This window comes from Nonomuraea cypriaca (genome assembly GCF_015645445.1).
Lineage (GTDB): Bacteria > Actinomycetota > Actinomycetes > Streptosporangiales > Streptosporangiaceae > Nonomuraea > Nonomuraea cypriaca.
On record NZ_JADOGI010000123.1, the window covers coordinates 1 to 17,803 of the forward strand.

General features: G+C 71.6%; 14 protein-coding genes. 5 read left to right on the forward strand and 9 right to left on the reverse strand.

The genetic code is table 11. The features are described from left to right. Positions 1–75 precede the first annotated feature (75 nt). Complete coding sequence (locus tag ITP53_RS33075) at positions 76–510, forward strand: EamA family transporter (protein WP_268961207.1); 435 nt, start codon at positions 76–78, stop codon at positions 508–510. On the opposite strand, the gene ITP53_RS33080 is transcribed toward ITP53_RS33075, so the two are convergent. The 7 genes from ITP53_RS33080 to ITP53_RS33110 form a co-directional block, all read right to left on the reverse strand. After that, the gene (locus ITP53_RS33080; RefSeq protein ID WP_195899386.1) at positions 494–3,067 is read right to left on the reverse strand and encodes a PEP/pyruvate-binding domain-containing protein; all 2,574 of its coding nucleotides are present in this window, start codon (positions 3,065–3,067) and stop codon (positions 494–496) included. The genes ITP53_RS33075 and ITP53_RS33080 overlap by 17 nt on opposite strands. A gap of 58 nt (positions 3,068–3,125) precedes the next feature. Next, complete coding sequence (locus ITP53_RS33085) at positions 3,126–4,058, reverse strand: alkaline phosphatase family protein (protein ID WP_195899387.1); 933 nt, start codon at positions 4,056–4,058, stop codon at positions 3,126–3,128. A 22-nt stretch (positions 4,059–4,080) separates the two neighbouring features. Continuing rightward, positions 4,081–4,854, reverse strand: coding sequence for a sugar phosphate isomerase/epimerase family protein (locus ITP53_RS33090; protein ID WP_195899388.1), 774 nt, complete (start codon positions 4,852–4,854; stop codon positions 4,081–4,083). Next, complete coding sequence (locus ITP53_RS33095; protein WP_195899389.1) at positions 4,851–5,846, reverse strand: LacI family DNA-binding transcriptional regulator; 996 nt, start codon at positions 5,844–5,846, stop codon at positions 4,851–4,853. The genes ITP53_RS33090 and ITP53_RS33095 overlap by 4 nt, the downstream gene beginning before the upstream one ends. Positions 5,847–5,958: 112 nt before the next feature. Then, positions 5,959–7,146, reverse strand: a complete 1,188-nt coding sequence (locus ITP53_RS33100) for a hypothetical protein (protein WP_195899390.1) — start codon at positions 7,144–7,146, stop codon at positions 5,959–5,961. A 158-nt stretch (positions 7,147–7,304) separates the two neighbouring features. Next, positions 7,305–7,544 carry a hypothetical protein gene (locus ITP53_RS33105; protein ID WP_195899391.1) on the reverse strand — a complete coding sequence of 80 codons (240 nt, stop codon included), beginning with the start codon at positions 7,542–7,544 and terminating at the stop codon, positions 7,305–7,307. Between the two features lie 181 nt (positions 7,545–7,725). Then, entirely contained in the window at positions 7,726–9,228 is a 1,503-nt protein-coding gene (locus tag ITP53_RS33110) for an LCP family protein (RefSeq protein ID WP_328816546.1), read from the reverse strand. A gap of 247 nt (positions 9,229–9,475) precedes the next feature. On the opposite strand from ITP53_RS33110, the gene ITP53_RS33115 reads away from it, so the two are divergent. From ITP53_RS33115 to ITP53_RS33130, 4 genes are all read left to right on the forward strand, one after another. Beyond that, positions 9,476–10,204, forward strand: coding sequence for a hypothetical protein (locus tag ITP53_RS33115; protein ID WP_195899392.1), 729 nt, complete (start codon positions 9,476–9,478; stop codon positions 10,202–10,204). A gap of 21 nt (positions 10,205–10,225) precedes the next feature. Further along, positions 10,226–11,425, forward strand: coding sequence for a thiolase family protein (locus ITP53_RS33120; protein WP_195899393.1), 1,200 nt, complete (start codon positions 10,226–10,228; stop codon positions 11,423–11,425). A gap of 47 nt (positions 11,426–11,472) precedes the next feature. Further along, on the forward strand, positions 11,473–13,569 hold the full coding sequence (locus ITP53_RS33125; RefSeq protein ID WP_328816550.1) for a 3-hydroxyacyl-CoA dehydrogenase NAD-binding domain-containing protein: 2,097 nt from the start codon (positions 11,473–11,475) through the stop codon (positions 13,567–13,569). Between the two features lie 88 nt (positions 13,570–13,657). Then, a complete protein-coding gene (locus ITP53_RS33130) occupies positions 13,658–14,047 on the forward strand; it encodes an SSI family serine proteinase inhibitor (RefSeq protein WP_195899395.1) in 390 nt (129 codons plus the stop codon). A gap of 108 nt (positions 14,048–14,155) precedes the next feature. Here ITP53_RS33130 and ITP53_RS33135 read toward each other — a convergent pair whose 3' ends face one another. Next, complete coding sequence (locus ITP53_RS33135) at positions 14,156–15,628, reverse strand: amino acid permease (RefSeq protein WP_328816553.1); 1,473 nt, start codon at positions 15,626–15,628, stop codon at positions 14,156–14,158. Positions 15,629–15,773: 145 nt separating this feature from the next. Further along, positions 15,774–17,681: a 1-deoxy-D-xylulose-5-phosphate synthase gene (dxs, locus tag ITP53_RS33140; RefSeq protein ID WP_195899396.1), complete on the reverse strand. Its 1,908-nt coding sequence runs from the start codon at positions 17,679–17,681 to the stop codon at positions 15,774–15,776. Positions 17,682–17,803: the final 122 nt, after the last annotated feature.

Genomic DNA, 17,803 nt, shown 5'->3' on the forward strand with positions numbered 1-17,803 from the left:
CACCAATCCACCGCGTCACCGCCGGACGCGCTCCCGCCTACCACGCCCCCGTCCACCGCGTCACCGCCGGACGCGCTGCCGCCGGACGCGCACCCGTCCAGCGCGGCCTCGCCGGCCAGGTCGCCGCGACGCTCGTCCTCGGCAGGGGCGTCCACTGTCGTCCAGCTCGTGGTGGGCGGCCTGGTGCTGTCGCTCGCGGGTATCGCCGTCGGTGAGGCCGTGCCGGGCGCGGTCGCCACCCCGGATGGGGGCGGGTCGGGGGTCGCTTCGTGGGCGGCCTTCGGGTATTTGGTGGTGGTCGACTCGCTGGCCGGGTTCGCGTTGTTCGCCTGGTTGTTGCGGGCCGCCCCCGTGTCGCTGGTCAGCACCTACTCCTACGCGGTGCCCGTCGTCGCCTGCCTGGTCGCGATGATCGCACTGGGCGAGCCTCTCCAGCCCGCCGTGCTCGCCGGGGCCGCGCTCATCCTCGCCGCCGTCGCCGCCGAGGTGCGCGTCACGACGGGAGGGTGATGGTGCCGGCGGCGCCGTTCACGGTGATCTCCATGCCTGTGGTGATGCGGTGGGTGGCGTCGGGGACGCCGACCACGGCGGGGATGCCGTATTCACGGGCCACCACCGCGCCGTGCGACATCGCGCCGCCCATCTCCATCACCAGCGCGCCGGCCGTGAGGAACAGCGGCGTCCAGCCGGGATCAGTCGAGGGGCAGACGAGGATCTCCCCCGGCTCCAGGTGGGCGCCGACCGGGTCCAGCACCACCCTGGCGACCCCCGTGACGGTGCCCGCCGACGCGGCCGTGCCCGTCAGCGCGCCGTCCGCGGCCGGGGTCGCGAGCGCCTCGGGCTCGGTCCCGTCGGAGAGCAGCACACGGGGTACGTGCCTGCGGCGCGACTCCAGCTCGTACGCCGCCCGCCGCCCGGCCACCACCTCCCGCAGGTCGCCCCCGCCCAGGGCGGCCCTGGCCTCCCGCAGGCCGAGGAAGAACACGTCGTGAGCCGAGTCCAGCACGCCGATGCCCACCAGGTGATCCCCGACCGCGAGCAGGCTCTGCCGTACCGACGCGAGGGTCTTGACCGCGTAGAACTTCGGCAGCTCGCGCAACCCAGCGAACTTCCTGGTACGCCGGAGCCCGAAGCGCGCCACGGCCCCGCGCCAGCGGCCCCTGCGCCGCGCCTCGGACACGACGTGGGCGACGGCCTCGCGCGCCCGGTCCGCGCCCTTGGCGAACAGCGCGGACGGCACGATGTCGGCCGCGCCGTCCATGCGCAGGTAGTTGGCCAGGACGCCGAGTATGTGGGCCGGGTCCTCCGACCAGCGCGGCAGACCGAGGTCGATCTCGGCGACGCCGCGGTGTCCGTACGTGGCCAGGAACGCGGTGATCTCCCGCTGTGCGACGGGCGGCAGCTCCCCGGCCTGGTAGCGGCGGACCAGCTCGGCGACCGGGCACTCCTTGAACGGCTCGGGCTCGATGCGGGTGGCCAGCTGCCACAGCTCCAGGTCCATCTCCGTGGTCGGGTTGTGCGGGACGCTGCGCAGGACGTCCTGCATGTCGTTCAGCGGCACGCCGGACAGCTTGGAGGCGAGCCCGAACAGGCCGTAGCCGGTGAGCACGATGGGCATGATCGAGACGATGGCGGGGAAGGTGCCGGCGAGCACACGCTCGGCGTGGTCCAGGCGCTGGGCCGGGGTGGCGGAGGCCGGCACTTCGAGCCGTTTGTCCAGGACCGCGCCGACGCGGGCGGCGTAGGCGAGGGCCCGGTCCGGCCTGGTCAGCGCCAGCAGGGCCCGGGACGGAGCGTGCAGGCGACGGGCGAAGCGGACGACGCCGCGGACGACCGGGCGGCGCGAGGTGTGGACCACGGACAGGCGCGGATCCTCGGCCAGGCGTTCCAGCACGCTCACGGAGCGGGCCTCGCCGAGGCTCATCATGCGCGGGAGGACGACGCGGCCGACGCGGCTGCGTACGGCGGTGGTGATGTCGAACCACACGCGCTGCCCGGACACCGCCATGATGGGCGCGCCGTCGCGGCGGTCGGCGGGGCCGTAGCCGAACAGGCCCGCCGCCCCGGCGCTGATCAGCCGGAACCCCGACAACCCCATCGGGGTGAGCGGCCCCATGACGCCCTGGGCGACGTTGAGCGAGAAGTACACCCGCAGTCCCGGCCTGGTCCGCTCGGGCAGCGGGTAGAGGGTGGTGATCGGCCTGGCCTGGGTGAGCCAGAGCGTCCCGTCCTGGCCGACGGCCCACTCGGTGTCCTGGGGCGCGCCGTAGTGGTCCTCGACGCGCCGGCCCAGGGCGGCGAGCGCGCGTACCCGGTCGTCGGTCAGGCAGAAGCCCTCCTGGGCGGTCTCGGCGCGTTCGGTGCCGCCGCCCGGCAGGGGGCGGATGGTCAGGTGCTTGTCTCCGGGGTGGCGTTCGAGGATCTCCTCGCCGTACACGATGAACCGGTCGGGGTTGACGGCGCCGGAGACGACGGCCTCGCCGAGTCCGGGAGCGGCGTCGATGACGATCTCGCGGCGGCGTCCGGTGACCGGGTTCGCGGTGAACATCACGCCGGCCACCGCCGCGTCCACCATGACCTGGACGACCACCGCGAGCCGCACGGCGGCGTGGCCGATGCCGTTGGACTCGCGGTAGGCGACCGCGCGATCGGTCCACAACGACGCCCAGCACCGGCGTACGGCGTCGACGACCGCCTCGGCGCCCACCACGTTGAGGTACGTCTCCTGCTGCCCGGCGAAGCTGGCGAACGGCAGGTCCTCGGCCGTGGCCGAGGACCGCACCGCCACGGGGACGTCGTCGCCGAGCGCGGCGTACGACTTCACGATCGTCTCGTGCACGGCGGCCGGCACCGGGGCCTGGAGCAGGTGCCGTCTGGCCCGCTCCGCCAGCCCTTCACCGTCGGTCTCCAGGCCGGCTGCGACCTGACGGTACGCCTCCGTGGTGAGCACCCACCCCGGCGGCACCGGCAACCCGGCCCGGGTCAGCTCGCCGAGATTCGCGGCCTTGCCGCCCACCTCGGCGAGCATGCCGGCGTCGATCTCGGAGAAGTCCAGTGCCGTGTTCATCGAATGCACCCCTGCCGTTCGGCTCCTGTTACCAGTCTCACGCCTCGGCGGCAGGAATTCAACGGGTGATGAAAAAATTCAAGGGCGTACCGTCCAGGTCCCACGCGGGATCGACCGTCACCCCGAGCGCGGCCAGCGCCGTCGGCCCCACGTCCACCAGCCGGGGCCCGTCGAGCGCGCGGCCGCCGAGGTCGTCGCCCAGCCGGTTCGCGATCACGAACACCGTGCGCTCCTCGTCCGACGTGCCGCCGTGCCCGCCCTCGTCCACGTGCCCGTGATCGGTCGTGACCAGCACGGTCCAGCGCTCCTCCGGGTACGACGGCCGCGCCCGCACCGCGTCGAGCAGCCGCCCCAGGTAGGCGTCCTGGGCCTGGAGCGCGGCGGCGTACGCGGGGCAGAAGGGGCCGAGGTCGTGGGCCACCTCGTCCGTGTCGCCCAGGTACACGAACGCCACGTCGGGGCCGGTCTCGGCCAGGTACCGCTCGGCGGCCGCGGCGACCTGCTCGTCGGCGGCGGACCAGGTGATGGCGTACCCGTCGCGGACGAACCGGTGGTCGATCGCCGCGCCGAACGCGCCGTGCTCGGCGAGCGCCGCCCACGAGAAGAACGCGGCGGTGGTCAGGTCCGGGCGAGCATTCTTCGCACGAGTCAGGAAATCCGGAAATTTCTGGAACTGGGGGTTTGCGAAGCCGTTGTCGATGATGCCGTGTTTGTCGGGCCAGGCGCCGGTGGCGATGGACGACCAGCCGGGGCCGGAGTCCGTACGAGAGCTGATCACCCTGCCGCCGTCACCCGGCTCCGGGGTCTTGGGGACGACCTCGCCCGGCGACTCGGTACGCGGGGTGCCGGCCTCGCCGTAGGGGAGCTTGCTGGTGCCGTACGCGCCGGTGGACATCAGCGCGGCCAGCACGGGCGCGTCGAGCGCCAGGAGCCGGTCGAAGCGCAGGCCGTCCATGCCGACGACGAGCACCTTGTTCGTAGAAGCGGACATGCCCCTATCTAAGGGCCCCTACCTAAGCGGTGAAACGCCGCACCCACTCAGCCGCTCCGGGCAGGATCTCCTCGACGGGCGCGACCTGCGGATACCACGTACGCTCCCACTCCAGCGACACCCACCCGTCGTAGCCCGCCCCGTGCAGCAGCCCGCCTGCCTCGTCCAGCGGCACGGACCCGGTCCACATGGGCACCGGCGTGGTGTCCGTGGCCGAGACCGCGTCCTTGACCTGGACGTACGACAGGTGCGGGCCGAGCGCGGCGAACGTGTCCGCTGAGGACTCGCCGTGGCGCCACGGATGCAGCAGGTCCCAGATCACGCCCGTGGTCTCTGGGCAGCCCGCCTCGGCCAGCAGCCCGGCCACGGCCGCGCCGGTCGCCATGCTGTCGTGCGTCTCGACGAGCACGCGGACTCCGAGCGTGGCGGCCGTACCGGAGACGCTCTTGAGCCTGCGGGCGCCGACGGAGGCGTCGCCGCCGCGCGGGAACACCCGGACGCCGGGCGCGCCCAGGTCGGCGGCGAGGCGCAGGTCGGCGAGCAGCGCCTCGACGACCGGTTCGTCCGGCCCAGGTGCACAAATGCCGACATATCCGGCGAGGGCGGAAATTTCGAGACCGGTGCCCTCCACCCGCTCCCGCACCGACCGCCGCTCAGCCGCGTCAAGGCCGGCGTGCACCCCGGTGTCCGGGTGCAGGCGCAGCTCCAGCCCGTGGCAGCCACCCCCGGCCGCGATCTCGATCGCCCTGTCGAGACCTTCGCCGGGCATCCCCAGCGTGCTGACCGCCAGCCTCACGCCAACCTCCGTACGCTCTCCCGCAGCACGACGTTGCCCGCCACGTGCTCGACCACGACCGTGTCCGCCTCGCCCAGCGCCAGCTCCAGGGCCCGCGCCCCCATGTCCTTCAACGGCAGCCGCACGGTCGTCAGCGCCGGCACGTGATCCCGCAACGTGACGATGTCGTCGAACCCCGCCACCGACACGTCCTCGGGCACCCGGATCCCGCGCTCCCTGCAGGCCGCCAGCGCGCCCACCGCCATCACGTCGTTGACCGCGAACACGCAGGTCGTGTCGCCGCCTACCTGCTGGGCCGCCGCGTAACCGCCGTCGCGGTCGAACGGCCCCCGGATGACGTGCGGCGCGGGCAGTCCAAGCTCCTGCAGCGCCGCCGCGAACCCGGCGCACCGGTCGGCAGCGGTGACCAGGTGGGGCGGCCCCGCCAGCACCGCGAACCGCGTGTGGCCCAGGTTGGCCAGCGCCCGCGCCAGCTCCGCCGCGCCCTCCCTGTTGGCCGGCGCGACGGTGTCCACGCCGAGCAGGTCCTGTCCCACGCACGCGGCCCTGCCGCCGCCCGACTGGTATCTGGCCAGTTCGTCGCGCAGCCGTCCGGTGACGGCCGGGTCGGCGACCCGTGAGCCCACCAGCAGCACGGCTCGTACGCGCTGGGCGTTGAGCGTGGACACGTACGCGATCTCCTGCTCGGGGTCGCGATGCGTGGTGCCGACCATGACCAGCAGCCCCTCGGTGGCCGCGGCCCGCATCGCCCCGTCGGCCAGCGCCGCGAAGTAGGGGTCGGTCAGGTCGTGGACGACGATGCCGATGACGTTGCTCGCGCCGCGGGCCAGCGTCTGGGCCGCGATGTTGGCGCGGTAGCCCAACTCGTCGGCGGCCTGCTCGACGCGTGCCCGCAGCGCCGCGCCCACCTGGCGGGTGCTGCCGTTGAGCACCCGCGAGGCGGTCGCGAGCGAGACGCCCGCCTGCCTGGCGACGTCTTCAAGCGTGACCACGAGACCTCCCGGAAAGCGGTTTCCCAGTCTGCCAGACGGCCGGCCTGGTCCGCATCCCCATGGTGGGCCTTGCCCATCATCGCACCCAAACCAGCGGGGTCCGCGCCCCCGCTCAGCTGGCCCAGGGGAACAGGATGTCCAGCAGCCCCTTCCGCTCCTCCTCGGTCGGCGTCGGCACGGGCGCCTGGGTCTGGGGCGGCGCCTGCGTGTCGGGCTGACCGGTGTCCTCCCTGTTGTTCTCCGGCTGCTGCCTGGCCGACTCGTCGGCGGGCCGCTGGACCTGCGCCTGGCTGGGGTCGGTGTCCTTCATCTCGCTCCGCGGCTGCGGGGCGCGGGTCGCCTTGTCGCTCGGCTTCGCCGTCGGCTCGCCGACACGCGTGGGCGTGGGTCGCTTCGAGGTCTCCGGCTGGGCCGGTTGCGGCCGGCCGACCGGCGGCGTGCCGGTTTCGGTCTCAGGCTCCGAAGGACCGTCGGTGACCGAATCGGTCGGCTCGTCGGTGAACTCGTCCTCCGGCAGATCCGGCAGCGGCTCCTCGGCATCCGCGGACTCCGAGGGCGAGGTGACCTCACCGGCGCTGGCACACTGGCCGCCCGCACACGGGTCGTCCGAGGAGGTGCCGGTGAGCATCCAGCCCGCGCCCACGCCGAGCAGCACCACCGCGGCGGCCGCCACCAGCAGGACCCGCCCACGGCGGCGCACCTCCTGATCACCGCCGGAGTCCCGGTCGTGCTCGTCGCCGGACCATCCGGAGCCGAGGAACCCCCGTTTGGGCTCCTCCTCCCGACCGTCGTCCTCGTCCCCCTCGTAGCCGCGGTCGAGCGGCAGGTACGGGTTCTCGTCCGCCACCCGGTGCGATCCGCTGGGGCCGTCGAACACGTCACGCTGCTCACCGGGTCCTTCGAGCAGGTCACGCTGTTCGCCGGGGCCGTCCAGCAGGTCGTGCGGCCCGCTGGACGCGCCGAGCACGTCGTACGGGCTGCCGGGGGCACTCAGGTCGTGGGGACCGCTGGGAGCGCTCGGGTCGTGCTGGCCGCCTTGGGCGCTCACATCGCGGGGCCCGCTCGTCGCGCCCAGCACGTCGTGCGGATCGTCGAGCACGTCACGCGGGCCCTCGATCAGCTGGGGCTCGCTCTTGCCGATGGGGAGGATGTACGTCTCGTTGCCGACGACCTGGATCGCCGGTTGCTCGTCGGTGTCCTCGGTGCTCCACCGCGGGGACAGCACGTCGCCCGTCATCTCCGGGTTTAACGACCTACCTTGCCCGTCCTCATATGGCCTGTCGTTCTCGTCGCGCGCCACGATGGAACCTCTCTAGTACGAATTCGGACCGCGCCCTTTCCTAGCAGACCCGACCACAACTTGTCCGGAAAATTCACTTGTTTCCCTAAAATCACTCTAAGTGACATTCGTAACTTACGGTGCACATACGACCTCAGAGCGGGTGTAAAGCCGGAAATTCAGCCGGCGAGACCGTCGAGCAGTTCGTCGAGAGCGGACTTCACCCGCTCGACGGCCACCCCGCGATCCCGCATCCGATGCGCGAGCAGCGGGGCGGCGAGAGGCGCCGAGGACGTCGGCCAGACAGCCTCCGGGCGCACGGGCCGCGGCATCACCGCGAACGTGGTCCACCCCGGCTCCACGGACACCGAGATGAACCCGGCCGGCAGCCCTGAGGCCGACGAGGAACGGCGATACACCGCTCCCGGCGCCTACGTGCTCGCCCGGCGACATCGCCGCCACCATCGCCCACCTGGCGGGCGAAGGCGGCCGCCACATCACCGGCGCCTCGATCCCCGTCGACGGGGGATCCCGTCCTGCCCGCTCGAACCCACCACACGCCTCCACCCACTCCGTCCACCCAGAAGCGCGAGGGATGGGTCAGAGGCAGGGGTTGGTGGTGTTGTCGACCACCTTGTCCTTGAGGGAGTCAGGGATCGCCGAGACCACGCGCACCCCGGGCCAGTCCGCGCCGATGACGAGCTGGATGACCGGCCCCTCGGGGACCTTCGCGGCCTTGGCGCCGTTGGACTCGTACGGCTGGCTGGTGGCCGCCTTGATCTTGCCGACCTCCGGAGTCCGCTTGTCCTTGGACAGCCGCGCGGCCACCGTGTCCCCGTACGCGGGCCCCTGCGCGGCGTCCTTCTTGGCGAAGCGGATCGCGGTCTTCGCGGTGGCGGCCGCGTTGCCGACCTGCGTGACCACGAAGCCCTGGGCGGCCAGTTCGTCGGCCACCTTGACCGCCATGCCCGCCTCGGCGGTGCCGTTGAGCACCTGGAGGCGCACCTGCTCGTTCTCGATCTTGGGCGCGGACGACTTGCCCGGGGTCGGGGTGGCGGTGACCTCGACGTCGTTGCGTACGTTCTCGAAGAAGTCGCTCGCGGCCGGCTCGGCGAACTGGACCCGGTTCTTGTCCTCGGGGTAGGTCTCTACGGGCACCGTGATGCCCTTGAGCTCCTTGGCCGTGAGCCCCTGGAGGCTGTTGGCGATCTCCAGCATGCGATTGAGCGTGAGCTTGTCGTCCAGGGTGACGGCGGCGGTGCCGGCCTGCAGGAAGTCGTTCAGCCTGACGGGGTTGGTGAGCAGGCCGATGCTGGTGATCTTCTCCAGCACCTTGGTGAGGAACACCTGCTGGCGCTGGATCCGGCTCAGGTCGCTGCCGTCGCCCAGCGCGTAGCGGGTGCGTACGTAACCCAGCGCCTGCTCGCCGTTGACCACGTGCTTGCCCGCGGCGAGCTGCAGCTTCGCCTGGGGGTCGTTGACGGCCTTGGGCAGGCAGACCTCGATGCCGCCGATGGCGTCGACGATGCCCTTGAAGCCGGTGAAGTCCACTTTCACGAAGTGGTTGATCTTGATGTTGGTGAGCGACTCAAGGGTCAGGATCGTGCAGTTGATGCCGCCGTCGTTGAAGGCGGAGTTGATCTGACGCACCCCGCCGGGGATGACGGTGCCGTCCACGCGCTCGCAGGTGGGGATCGTGACCATGGAGTCGCGCGGAAAACTGATCATGGTCGCGTTGTCCCGGTTGGGGGAGATGTGCAGGAGCATGATCGTGTCGGTGCGCTCCCCCAATCCCTGGGACTGGGGGCCGTACTGCTTGTTGTCGCCCTCGCGGGAGTCGGAGCCGACGAGCAGGACGTTGAGCGCGCCGGTCTCCGGCGGCCGGCTCGGGCCGACGTTGATCTCCTCGCGTTCGATGCCGCTTTCAATGCTCCGGTAGTAGCCGTACGCCCCGAGGGTGGCGGCCACCAGCACGACGGTGAGCACGACGCTCACCCAGCCCAAAGGCGTCAGCGGGCCGCCGCGCGGCCCGATGCGGTCGCCGGACCGGCGCGGCGGAGGCGCGAGGCGGTCCTGAACCGCACTGCTCGGCTGCTCTCTCACGCGGTTCACCCCTTGTGCCATGATCGCGCAGCATAGTCACAATCAGGAACTCACACGAAATATCTACACAAGTATCGACTGAGGCCGTAGGCTTTCCGGCCACAACGGTAGTTCGCCCGCCCGCCCGCCGGGCGAGACCGTCGCCCCGCAGGTAGCTCTTCGTCACCCCGCGGAAACGAACATGGGCTCCATCCAAAGCCCGCGAAACCGCAGCATGACTACGGGCCGTCACGACATCATGACGGACATGTCGTTGACCGAGTTGGCGCCCCCTCCAGGCGCGCAAGAGGTGGCCGGCCTGCGGGCCGGCACCAGGTCCGCCCGCCGCGGCGCGCTCCTCGCGCTCGTCGCCTCGCTCGCGGTGCTGACCACCGCCCAGTTACTGGCCGACCGGGCCCCCACCAGCGCGCGGGCACTACCCCTCGCCATACTCTCCCTGGCCGTCTTCACCGCCACGCTGCCCACGCTGGCCGCCACCCAGTACGTCTGGGGCTCCCGGGCCCGCCGGTTGCGGCGGCGCGAGAGCGAGCTCTACGCGGCCACGAGCTCCGGATGGGCCCGGCCTCTGAGCCGTCTGTGCGTCGCGGCGGGCTGGGCTCTGACACTGCTGCTCGGCTGTACGACGCCGGGCTTCTTCCGCGACGCCGCCCCGCACGCCTTCGCCGACGCCCTGAGCCGGACCGCCGAGACACTCGCGGTGGTGGGTTCGGTGGCCGGGGTGTTGTTCCTGCTCTGGTGGGCAAGGGACGCCCTGGGGATGCTGGCACGTGCCCGGCGGTCGGAAGGATCACCTGGCGATCCTTGGGACCCCGGCCACGGCACGCGCCGGCGAGGAGGCGCGGCGCTCTGGGCGGGCGCGGCCATGGCGGTCGTCGCCCTGCTCGGGGCCCGCGCCCATCTCTGGGAACCGGCGACGGGCCTTGTCTACGCGCTGCTCACGGCCGCCCTCGTGTGCGGAGTAGTTACCGACGAGTAGCATAGGCACGGAACCCATCCAATGAGGAGTGAATCCGTGCCTTCCTCTCGTGACGTCGTGTTCGTCGACGGCGTACGCACGCCTTTCGGCCGGTCGGGGCCGAAGGGACTGTACGCGGAGACCCGCGCCGACGACATGGTCGTCCGCGTCATCCGCGAGCTCATCAGGCGTAACCCCGATCTGCCGCCCGAGCGCGTGGACGAGGTCGCCATCGCCGCGACCACGCAGATCGGCGACCAGGGGCTGACCATCGGCCGTTCCGCGGCGGTGCTGGCCGGGCTGCCCAAGACCGTGCCCGGCTACGCCGTCGACCGCATGTGCGCGGGCGCGATGACCGCGGTCACCACGGTCGCCGGCGGCATCGCGTTCGGCGCGTACGACGTCGCGATCGCGGGCGGCGTCGAGCACATGGGCCGCCACCCGATGGGCGAGGGCGTCGACCCGAACCCGCGCTTCCTGTCGGAGAAGCTGGTCGACCCGAGCGCGCTGGTCATGGGCATGACGGCGGAGAACCTGCACGACCGCTACCCGGGAATCAGCAAGCGGCGCGCGGACACGTACGCGGTGCTGTCGCAGGAGCGGGCCGCCAAGGCGTACGCCGACGGCCGGATCCAGCCCGACCTGGTGCCGACCGCGATCAGGACGGCCGAGCAGGGCTGGGGGCTGGCGGTCGAGGACGAGGCGCCCAGGCCGGGCACCACGCTGGAGGGGCTGAGCGCGCTCAAGACGCCGTTCCGGCCGCACGGCAACGTGACGGCGGGCAACTCCTCCGGGATCAACGACGGTGCCACCGGTTGTGTCCTCGCCGCCGCCGACGTGGCCGCCGAGCTGGGGCTGACGCCGAAGATGCGCCTGGTGTCGTACGCGTTCGCGGGCGTGGACCCCGAGGTCATGGGCGTCGGGCCGATTCCGTCCACCGAGCGGGCACTTCGCCTGGCGAATCTCGATATTTCGGATATCGGGCTGTTCGAGATCAACGAGGCTTTCGCCGTACAGGTGCTGGCGTTCCTCGACCACTTCGGGATCGCCGACGACGACCCCCGCGTCAACCCCTACGGCGGCGCGATCGCCTACGGCCACCCGCTCGCCTCCTCGGGCGTGCGGCTGATGACGCAGCTCGCGCGGCAGTTCGGCGAGCGCCCCGAGGTGCGGTACGGCATCACCACCATGTGCGTCGGCCTGGGCATGGGCGGCACTGTGATCTGGGAGAACCTGGCATGAGCGAGGCAACGATCGGCTCCGCTCGCGGGGCCGGCGGAGGAGGGCCTGTGAGCGTCGAGACCTGGCGGGCGCTGCTGAGCGAACGCAACCCCGACGAAGTCGTCACCAAGGCGCTGGTGCGCGACGTACGGCTGCCCGGCGGCGCGGGCACGGTGGCGCTGATCACGCTGGACAACGGCTTCGACCACACCAAGCCGAACACATTCGGCCCGCACGGCCTGTTCGCGCTGAACGGGGCGCTGTCGGAGATCGCCGAGCGCACCGACCTGGTGGCCGTGGGCGTGACCGGCAAGCCCTTCATCTTCGCCGTCGGCGCCGACCTCAACGGCGCGGCCACCGTGTCCTCGCGCGAGGAGGCGCTGGCCATCGCCGAGCTCGGGCACCACGTCTTCCGCCGCCTGGGCGAGCTGCCGATCCCGTCGTTCGCGTTCGTCAACGGCGCGGCCATGGGCGGCGGGCTGGAGATCGCGCTGCACTGCACGTACCGGACCATCTCCTCCGGCGTGCCCGCGGTGGCGCTGCCTGAGTGCTTCCTCGGCCTGGTGCCGGGCTGGGGCGGCACGCAGCTGCTCCCCCGCCTGGTCGGCCCGGCGAACGCGATCAAGCTGATCATCGAGAACCCGCTCGCGCAGAACCGCATGATCAAGGGCGCGGAGGCGTACGCGCTGGGCGTCGCCGACGCGATGTTCGAGCCCGCCGACTTCCTCGAGGAGTCCCTGCGGTGGGCGGCCCGCGTGGTCGGCGGCGAGGTCACCGTGACGCGCCAGGAACACGACGGCCCCGGAAACGACTGGGACAAGGCGGTCGGTGACGCGCGCTTCCTGGTGGACATGAAGCTGCGCGGCGCTTCGCCCGCGCCCTACCGCGCGCTCGACCTGATCGCCCAGGCCCGCACCGCCTCACGCGACGAGGGCTTCGCCGCCGAGGACGAGGCCCTGGCCGACCTGCTGATGAGCGACGAGTTGCGGGCGGGGCTCTACTCGTTCGACCTGGTGCAGCGCCGCGCCAAGCGGCCCGCGGGCGCGCCTGACCCGGCGCTGGCCCGCAAGGTCGGCAAGGTCGGCGTGGTGGGCGCCGGACTCATGGCCTCGCAGATGGCGCTGCTGTTCGCGCGCCGCCTGGAGGTGCCGGTCGTGCTGACGGACCTCGACCAGGCCAGGCTCGACAAGGGCGTCGGTTACGTCCACGCGGAGGTGGACAAGCTGCTCGCCAAGGGTCGCGCGTCCCAGGACCAGGCGAACCGCCTCAAAGCTCTGGTGTCCGGCTCGCTCACCAAGGACGCCTTCGCCGACGCCGACTTCGTGATCGAGGCCGTGTTCGAGGACCTGGCGGTCAAGAAGCAGGTGTTCCGCGAGGTCGAGGCCGTGGTCTCGGCCGAGTGCGTGCTCGCCACGAACACCTCCTCGCTGTCGCTGACCGAGATGGGCGCGGAGCTGGCGCACCCCGAGCGGCTGGTCGGGTTCCACTTCTTCAACCCGGTCGCCGTCATGCCGCTGCTGGAGATCGTCAAGGGCGCGGCGACGGACGACGTCACGCTGGCCACGGCGTTCGCGACCGGCAGGTCGCTGCGGAAATCGTCGGTGCTGGTCAAGGACGCCCCGGCGTTCGTGGTCAACCGGCTGCTGACCTGCTTCATGGGCGAGGTCGTCGCGGCCGTGGACGAGGGCACGCCGCTGGAGGTCGCCGAGCACGCGCTGGACGGGCTCGGGCTGCCGATGACGCCGTTCGCGCTGCTGCAGCTCGTCGGCCCGGCCGTCGGCCTGCACGTGGCCGAGACCCTGCACGCGGCCTTCCCCGACCGCTTCGGCGCCTCCGGGAACCTCGCCAAGCTGGTCGCCGCGGGCAAGCCGGGCGTGTACCGCCCGGACTTCTCGCTCGACCCCGACGCGGTGGCCCTCTTCGCGGGCGGCTCCGCGCCTTCCACCGCCGAGCAGGTACGCGACCGCGTCCTGGCGGCGCTGGCCGGGGAGATCCGGGTCATGCTGGACGAGGGCGTCGTCGCGGCGCCGCAGGACATCGACCTGTGCATGATCCTCGGCGCCGGCTGGCCGTTCCATCTGGGCGGGATCACGCCGTACCTGGACCGGATCGGGGTCGCCCGGCCCCGGTTCCTCGCACCCGGGGTCGCCTCGCTGCCCGCGTGAAATAGGGAGGCCCGTTTCGGCGGGCCTCCGGACACGGCATGGAACTCCGTCGTAACCTATTGTGCCGTCCTACGAACGGAGAGTAACCATGTTCAGAGCAGCAGGCACCCTCGTGCTCTGCGGAGCCCTCGCGCTCGGTGCGTCGTCGCCGGTGCAGGCCGCCCCCGCCCCCACCCCCAAGGTGCAGCTCAAAATCGTCGACTCGGTCAAGGGCGGTGCCACGAAGACGGTCTGGCTCCACTGCGGCCCCGTCGGCGGCGACCACCCCAACGCACGGGCCGCCTGCCGCCTGCTGCAGCGGGTCGACGGCGACCCGGCCAAGCTCAACGTCACCCCCGACGCCACGTGCACGAAGGAGCTCCAGCCGCACGTCGCCGCCGTGGTGGGCCGCTGGCACGGCAAGGTGGTCCGCTGGGCCAAGGTCTTCCCCAACGGCTGCCTGATGAAGGCGGCGGCCGGCAAGGTGCTCGCGCTCTGACGCCGCGGGGGCGGGCGTGCGACCGCAGCAGCACGCCCGCCATCCCGCCACGGACCCGCCGCCCCACCGAGTACGTGCCGCGCTACCACGGACGCGCCGCCTGCCGCGCTACTGCCGGGCCTTGGCCGCCGTCGCCCCGGCCCTGCTGTGCCGGTAGCCGTAGAGGAAGTAGAGCACGACCCCCAGGACCATCCAGACGAGGAAGCGCAGCCACGTCTGCATCGGCAGGTTGAGCATCAGGTAGACGCAGGCCAGCACCGACAGGATCGGCAGGAGTGGCACCAGCGGCGCGCGGAACGCGCGCGGCAACTCGGGCCTGGTGCGCCGGAGCACCAGCACACCGACCGAGACCACCACGAACGCGAACAACGTGCCGATGTTCACCAGCTCCGCCAGCTCACCGAACGACACGAATCCGGCCAACGCCATCGTCACCGCCCCGATCACCATCGTGAGCCGGGCCGGCGTGCCGAAGTGGGGATGCACCTGGGCCAGCGAACGGGGCAGCAGCCCGTCACGGCACATGGCGAACAGCACCCGGGTCTGGCCGAGCAGCAGCACGAGCACCACGGTCGTCAGGCCGGCGATCGCGCCCACGCTGATGATCGTGGCCAGCCACCCGTAGCCGACCGAGATGAAGGCGTCCGACAGGGGGGCCGACGTGCTCAGCTCGCTGTAGCGCTGCATGCCGACGACGACCAGGGAGACGGCGACGTACAGGAAGGTGCAGATCGCCAGCGAGCCGAGGATGCCGCGCGGGACGTCGCGCTGCGGTTCGATGGTCTCCTCGGCTGCGGTGGCCACGATGTCGAAGCCGATGAACGCGAAGAACACGATCGCCGCGGCCGAGAAGACGCCGATCACCCCGAACGCGACGGGCGTGATGCCGAACAGCACCTGGATCAGTGGCGCCTGCATGCCCTCCACGCGCGCCGTGGGCACCGCCTCGGGGATGAACGGCATGTAGTTGACCGCCCGGACGAAGAACAGCCCGGCCACGATGACCAGCAGCACCACCGCGATCTTCGTGATCACCAGGATGAGGTTGACGCGCGAGGACACCTTGATGCCGGCGACCAGGATCGCGGTGAGGATGAGGACGATGAGCATGGCGGGGACGTTCACCACGGGGTCGTCGCCCGCGATCGAGGCGGGCAGCCCGAGGCCGATGGACGACAGCATGGAGGCGAAATAGCCGGACCAGCCGACCGACACCACGGCCGCGGCCAGCGCCAGCTCCAGGAGCAGATCCCAGCCGATCACCCAGGCGGGGAACTCACCCAGGGTGGCGAAGGCGAAGGTGTACGCGGACCCGGCCACCGGGATCGTGGAGGCGAACTCGGCGTAACACAGGGCCGCCAGCCCGCAGACGACGCCCGCGATGGCGAACGAGATCGCCACCGCCGGGCCCGCCAGCTCCTTGGCGACCTGCCCGGTGAGCACGAAGATTCCGGTGCCGACGATGACGCCGATGCCGAAGACCGTGAGGTCGGTGGCGGTCAGGCGCTTTCGCAGCTGGTGCTCGGGGGCTTCGGTGTCGCGGATCGATTGCTCGACGCTCTTCGTGCGAAAGATATCCACGCCCAGCGATCCTTCCCACACCCTTGGTGATCATGCGCTGCTTTTCCTGTGCGGGCGCGTGATCCGGGTGAGGGGAGGTGCCTGGAGCCGGCGGGGCCGGTGGTGATCGTCGTGCCGGCGATCACCACCGCGGCCCGCCGAGCGCTCAAGAGCGGGCCGGCTCCACGTGGGAGGTCCGCTTCGCGATCGCCTCGGTGATCTGCCGGGCGAGGTCCTGGCCGGTCAGGCCGATCCTGCCGAGGATCGCGGCCCGCTTGGCGTGGCCGAGGAACTCCTGCGGGATGCCGTAGGTGCGTACGGGCACGTCGACGTCGGCGTCGCGCAGCAGGCGGGCCACGGCGTCGCCCACCGCGCCGACCCGGCCGTTGTCCTCCACCACGGCCACCAGCTTGTGCGCGCCCGCGGCCAGGACCAGCGCCTCGTCCAGCGGCTTGACCCAGCGCGGGTCGACCACGGTGGTGGTGATGCCCTGGGCGTCGAGCAGGACCGCGGCGTCCACGCAGACCTGCGCCATCGGGCCGACGCCGACCAGCAGCACGTCCGGCTCGCCGTCGGGCTCGCGCAGCAGGTCCATCTCGCCGAGCTTGCCCACCGCCTCGACCGGCTCGGCGGGCGGGCCCTTGGGGAAGCGCAGCGCGGTCGGGCCGTCGGTGACGTCCACGGCCTCGCGCAGCAGCTCGGCCAGCCGGTCGCCGTCGCGCGGCACCGCGACCCTGAGCCCAGGGACCAGCTGCAGGATGGACAGGTCCCACATGCCGTTGTGGCTCGCGCCGTCGTCGCCCGTGACGCCCGCCCGGTCGAGCACCACGGTGACCGGCAGCCGGTGCAGCGCCACGTCCATGAGGAGCTGGTCGAAGGCCCGGTTGAGGAACGTGGCGTAGACGGCCACGACCGGGTGCATGCCGCCGAGGGCGAGCCCGGCGGCGCTGGTCAGCGCGTGCTGCTCGGCGATGCCGACGTCGTAGATGCGGTCGGGGTATTCGGCGGCGAACGCGTGGAGCCCCGTCGGATGGAGCATGGCCGCGGTGATCGCGACCAGGTCGTCGCGCTCCTTGCCGAGCCTGACGAACTCCTCGCTGAACACGTTGGTCCAGATGCGGCCCTTGGGCTTCTCCGCGCCGGTGGCCCGGTCGAAGGCGCCCGGCGAGTGGAACTGGTCCTCGTCGTGGTCCTCGGCGGGGGCGTAGCCGTGGCCCTTCCGGGTGAGCGCGTGGACGATCACGGGGCCGCGGAAGTCGCGGGCCTTGCGCAGGGCCGCCTCCATGGCCTGCTCGTCGTGGCCGTCGATGGGGCCGACGTATTTGAGCCCGAGGTCCTCGAACATCGCCTGCGGCGCCAGGACGTCCTTGACGCCCTTCTTGAAGCCGTGCAGGGCGTCGTAGAGCACCGGCACGTTGCCGATCTTGTCCTTGACGTAGTCGAGCATGTCTTCGTAGCGGCGGTCGACCCGCAGCGAGGACAGGTGGGAGGCCAGGCCGCCGATCGTGGGCGAGTAGGAGCGGCCGTTGTCGTTGACCACGATCACGACGGGCAGGTCCCTGGCGGCGGCGATGTTGTTGAGCGCCTCCCAGGCCATGCCACCGGTCAGGGCGCCGTCGCCGATCACCGCGACGACCGTGCGGTCCGCGCCCCCGCGCAGTTTGAACGCCTTGGCCAGGCCGTCGGCGTAGGACAGCGCGGTGGAGGCGTGGGAGTTTTCCACGAAGTCGTGCTCGGACTCCGCCTGGCTCGGGTAGCCGGACAGGCCGCCCTCCTGCTTGAGCGCCTCGAAGCCGGCGGCCCTGCCGGTGAGGAGCTTATGCACGTACGACTGGTGGCCGGTGTCCCAGATGATCGGATCGCGCGGCGAGTCGAACACGCGGTGAACGGCGATGGTGAGCTCCACCACGCCGAGGTTGGGGCCGAGGTGACCGCCGAATCTGGCGCACGAGTCGACGAGCAGGTCACGGACCTCCCCGGCGAGCCGCGGCAGCTCCTCGACAGCGAGCCGTTTGACGTCTTGCGGTCCCTTTACCGAGCCCAGCAACCCGCTCACGGATCCGACTCCCCTCATGCTCTTGTTCCGCCGACCCCCAGGAGTCTAGTTCGCGGACGCCTCACTGACTCCATCGAGTCGATTCCACCCACATATGTACGATCTTGACCTAGTCTTTCGGTACCTATGAACTCCGCCCG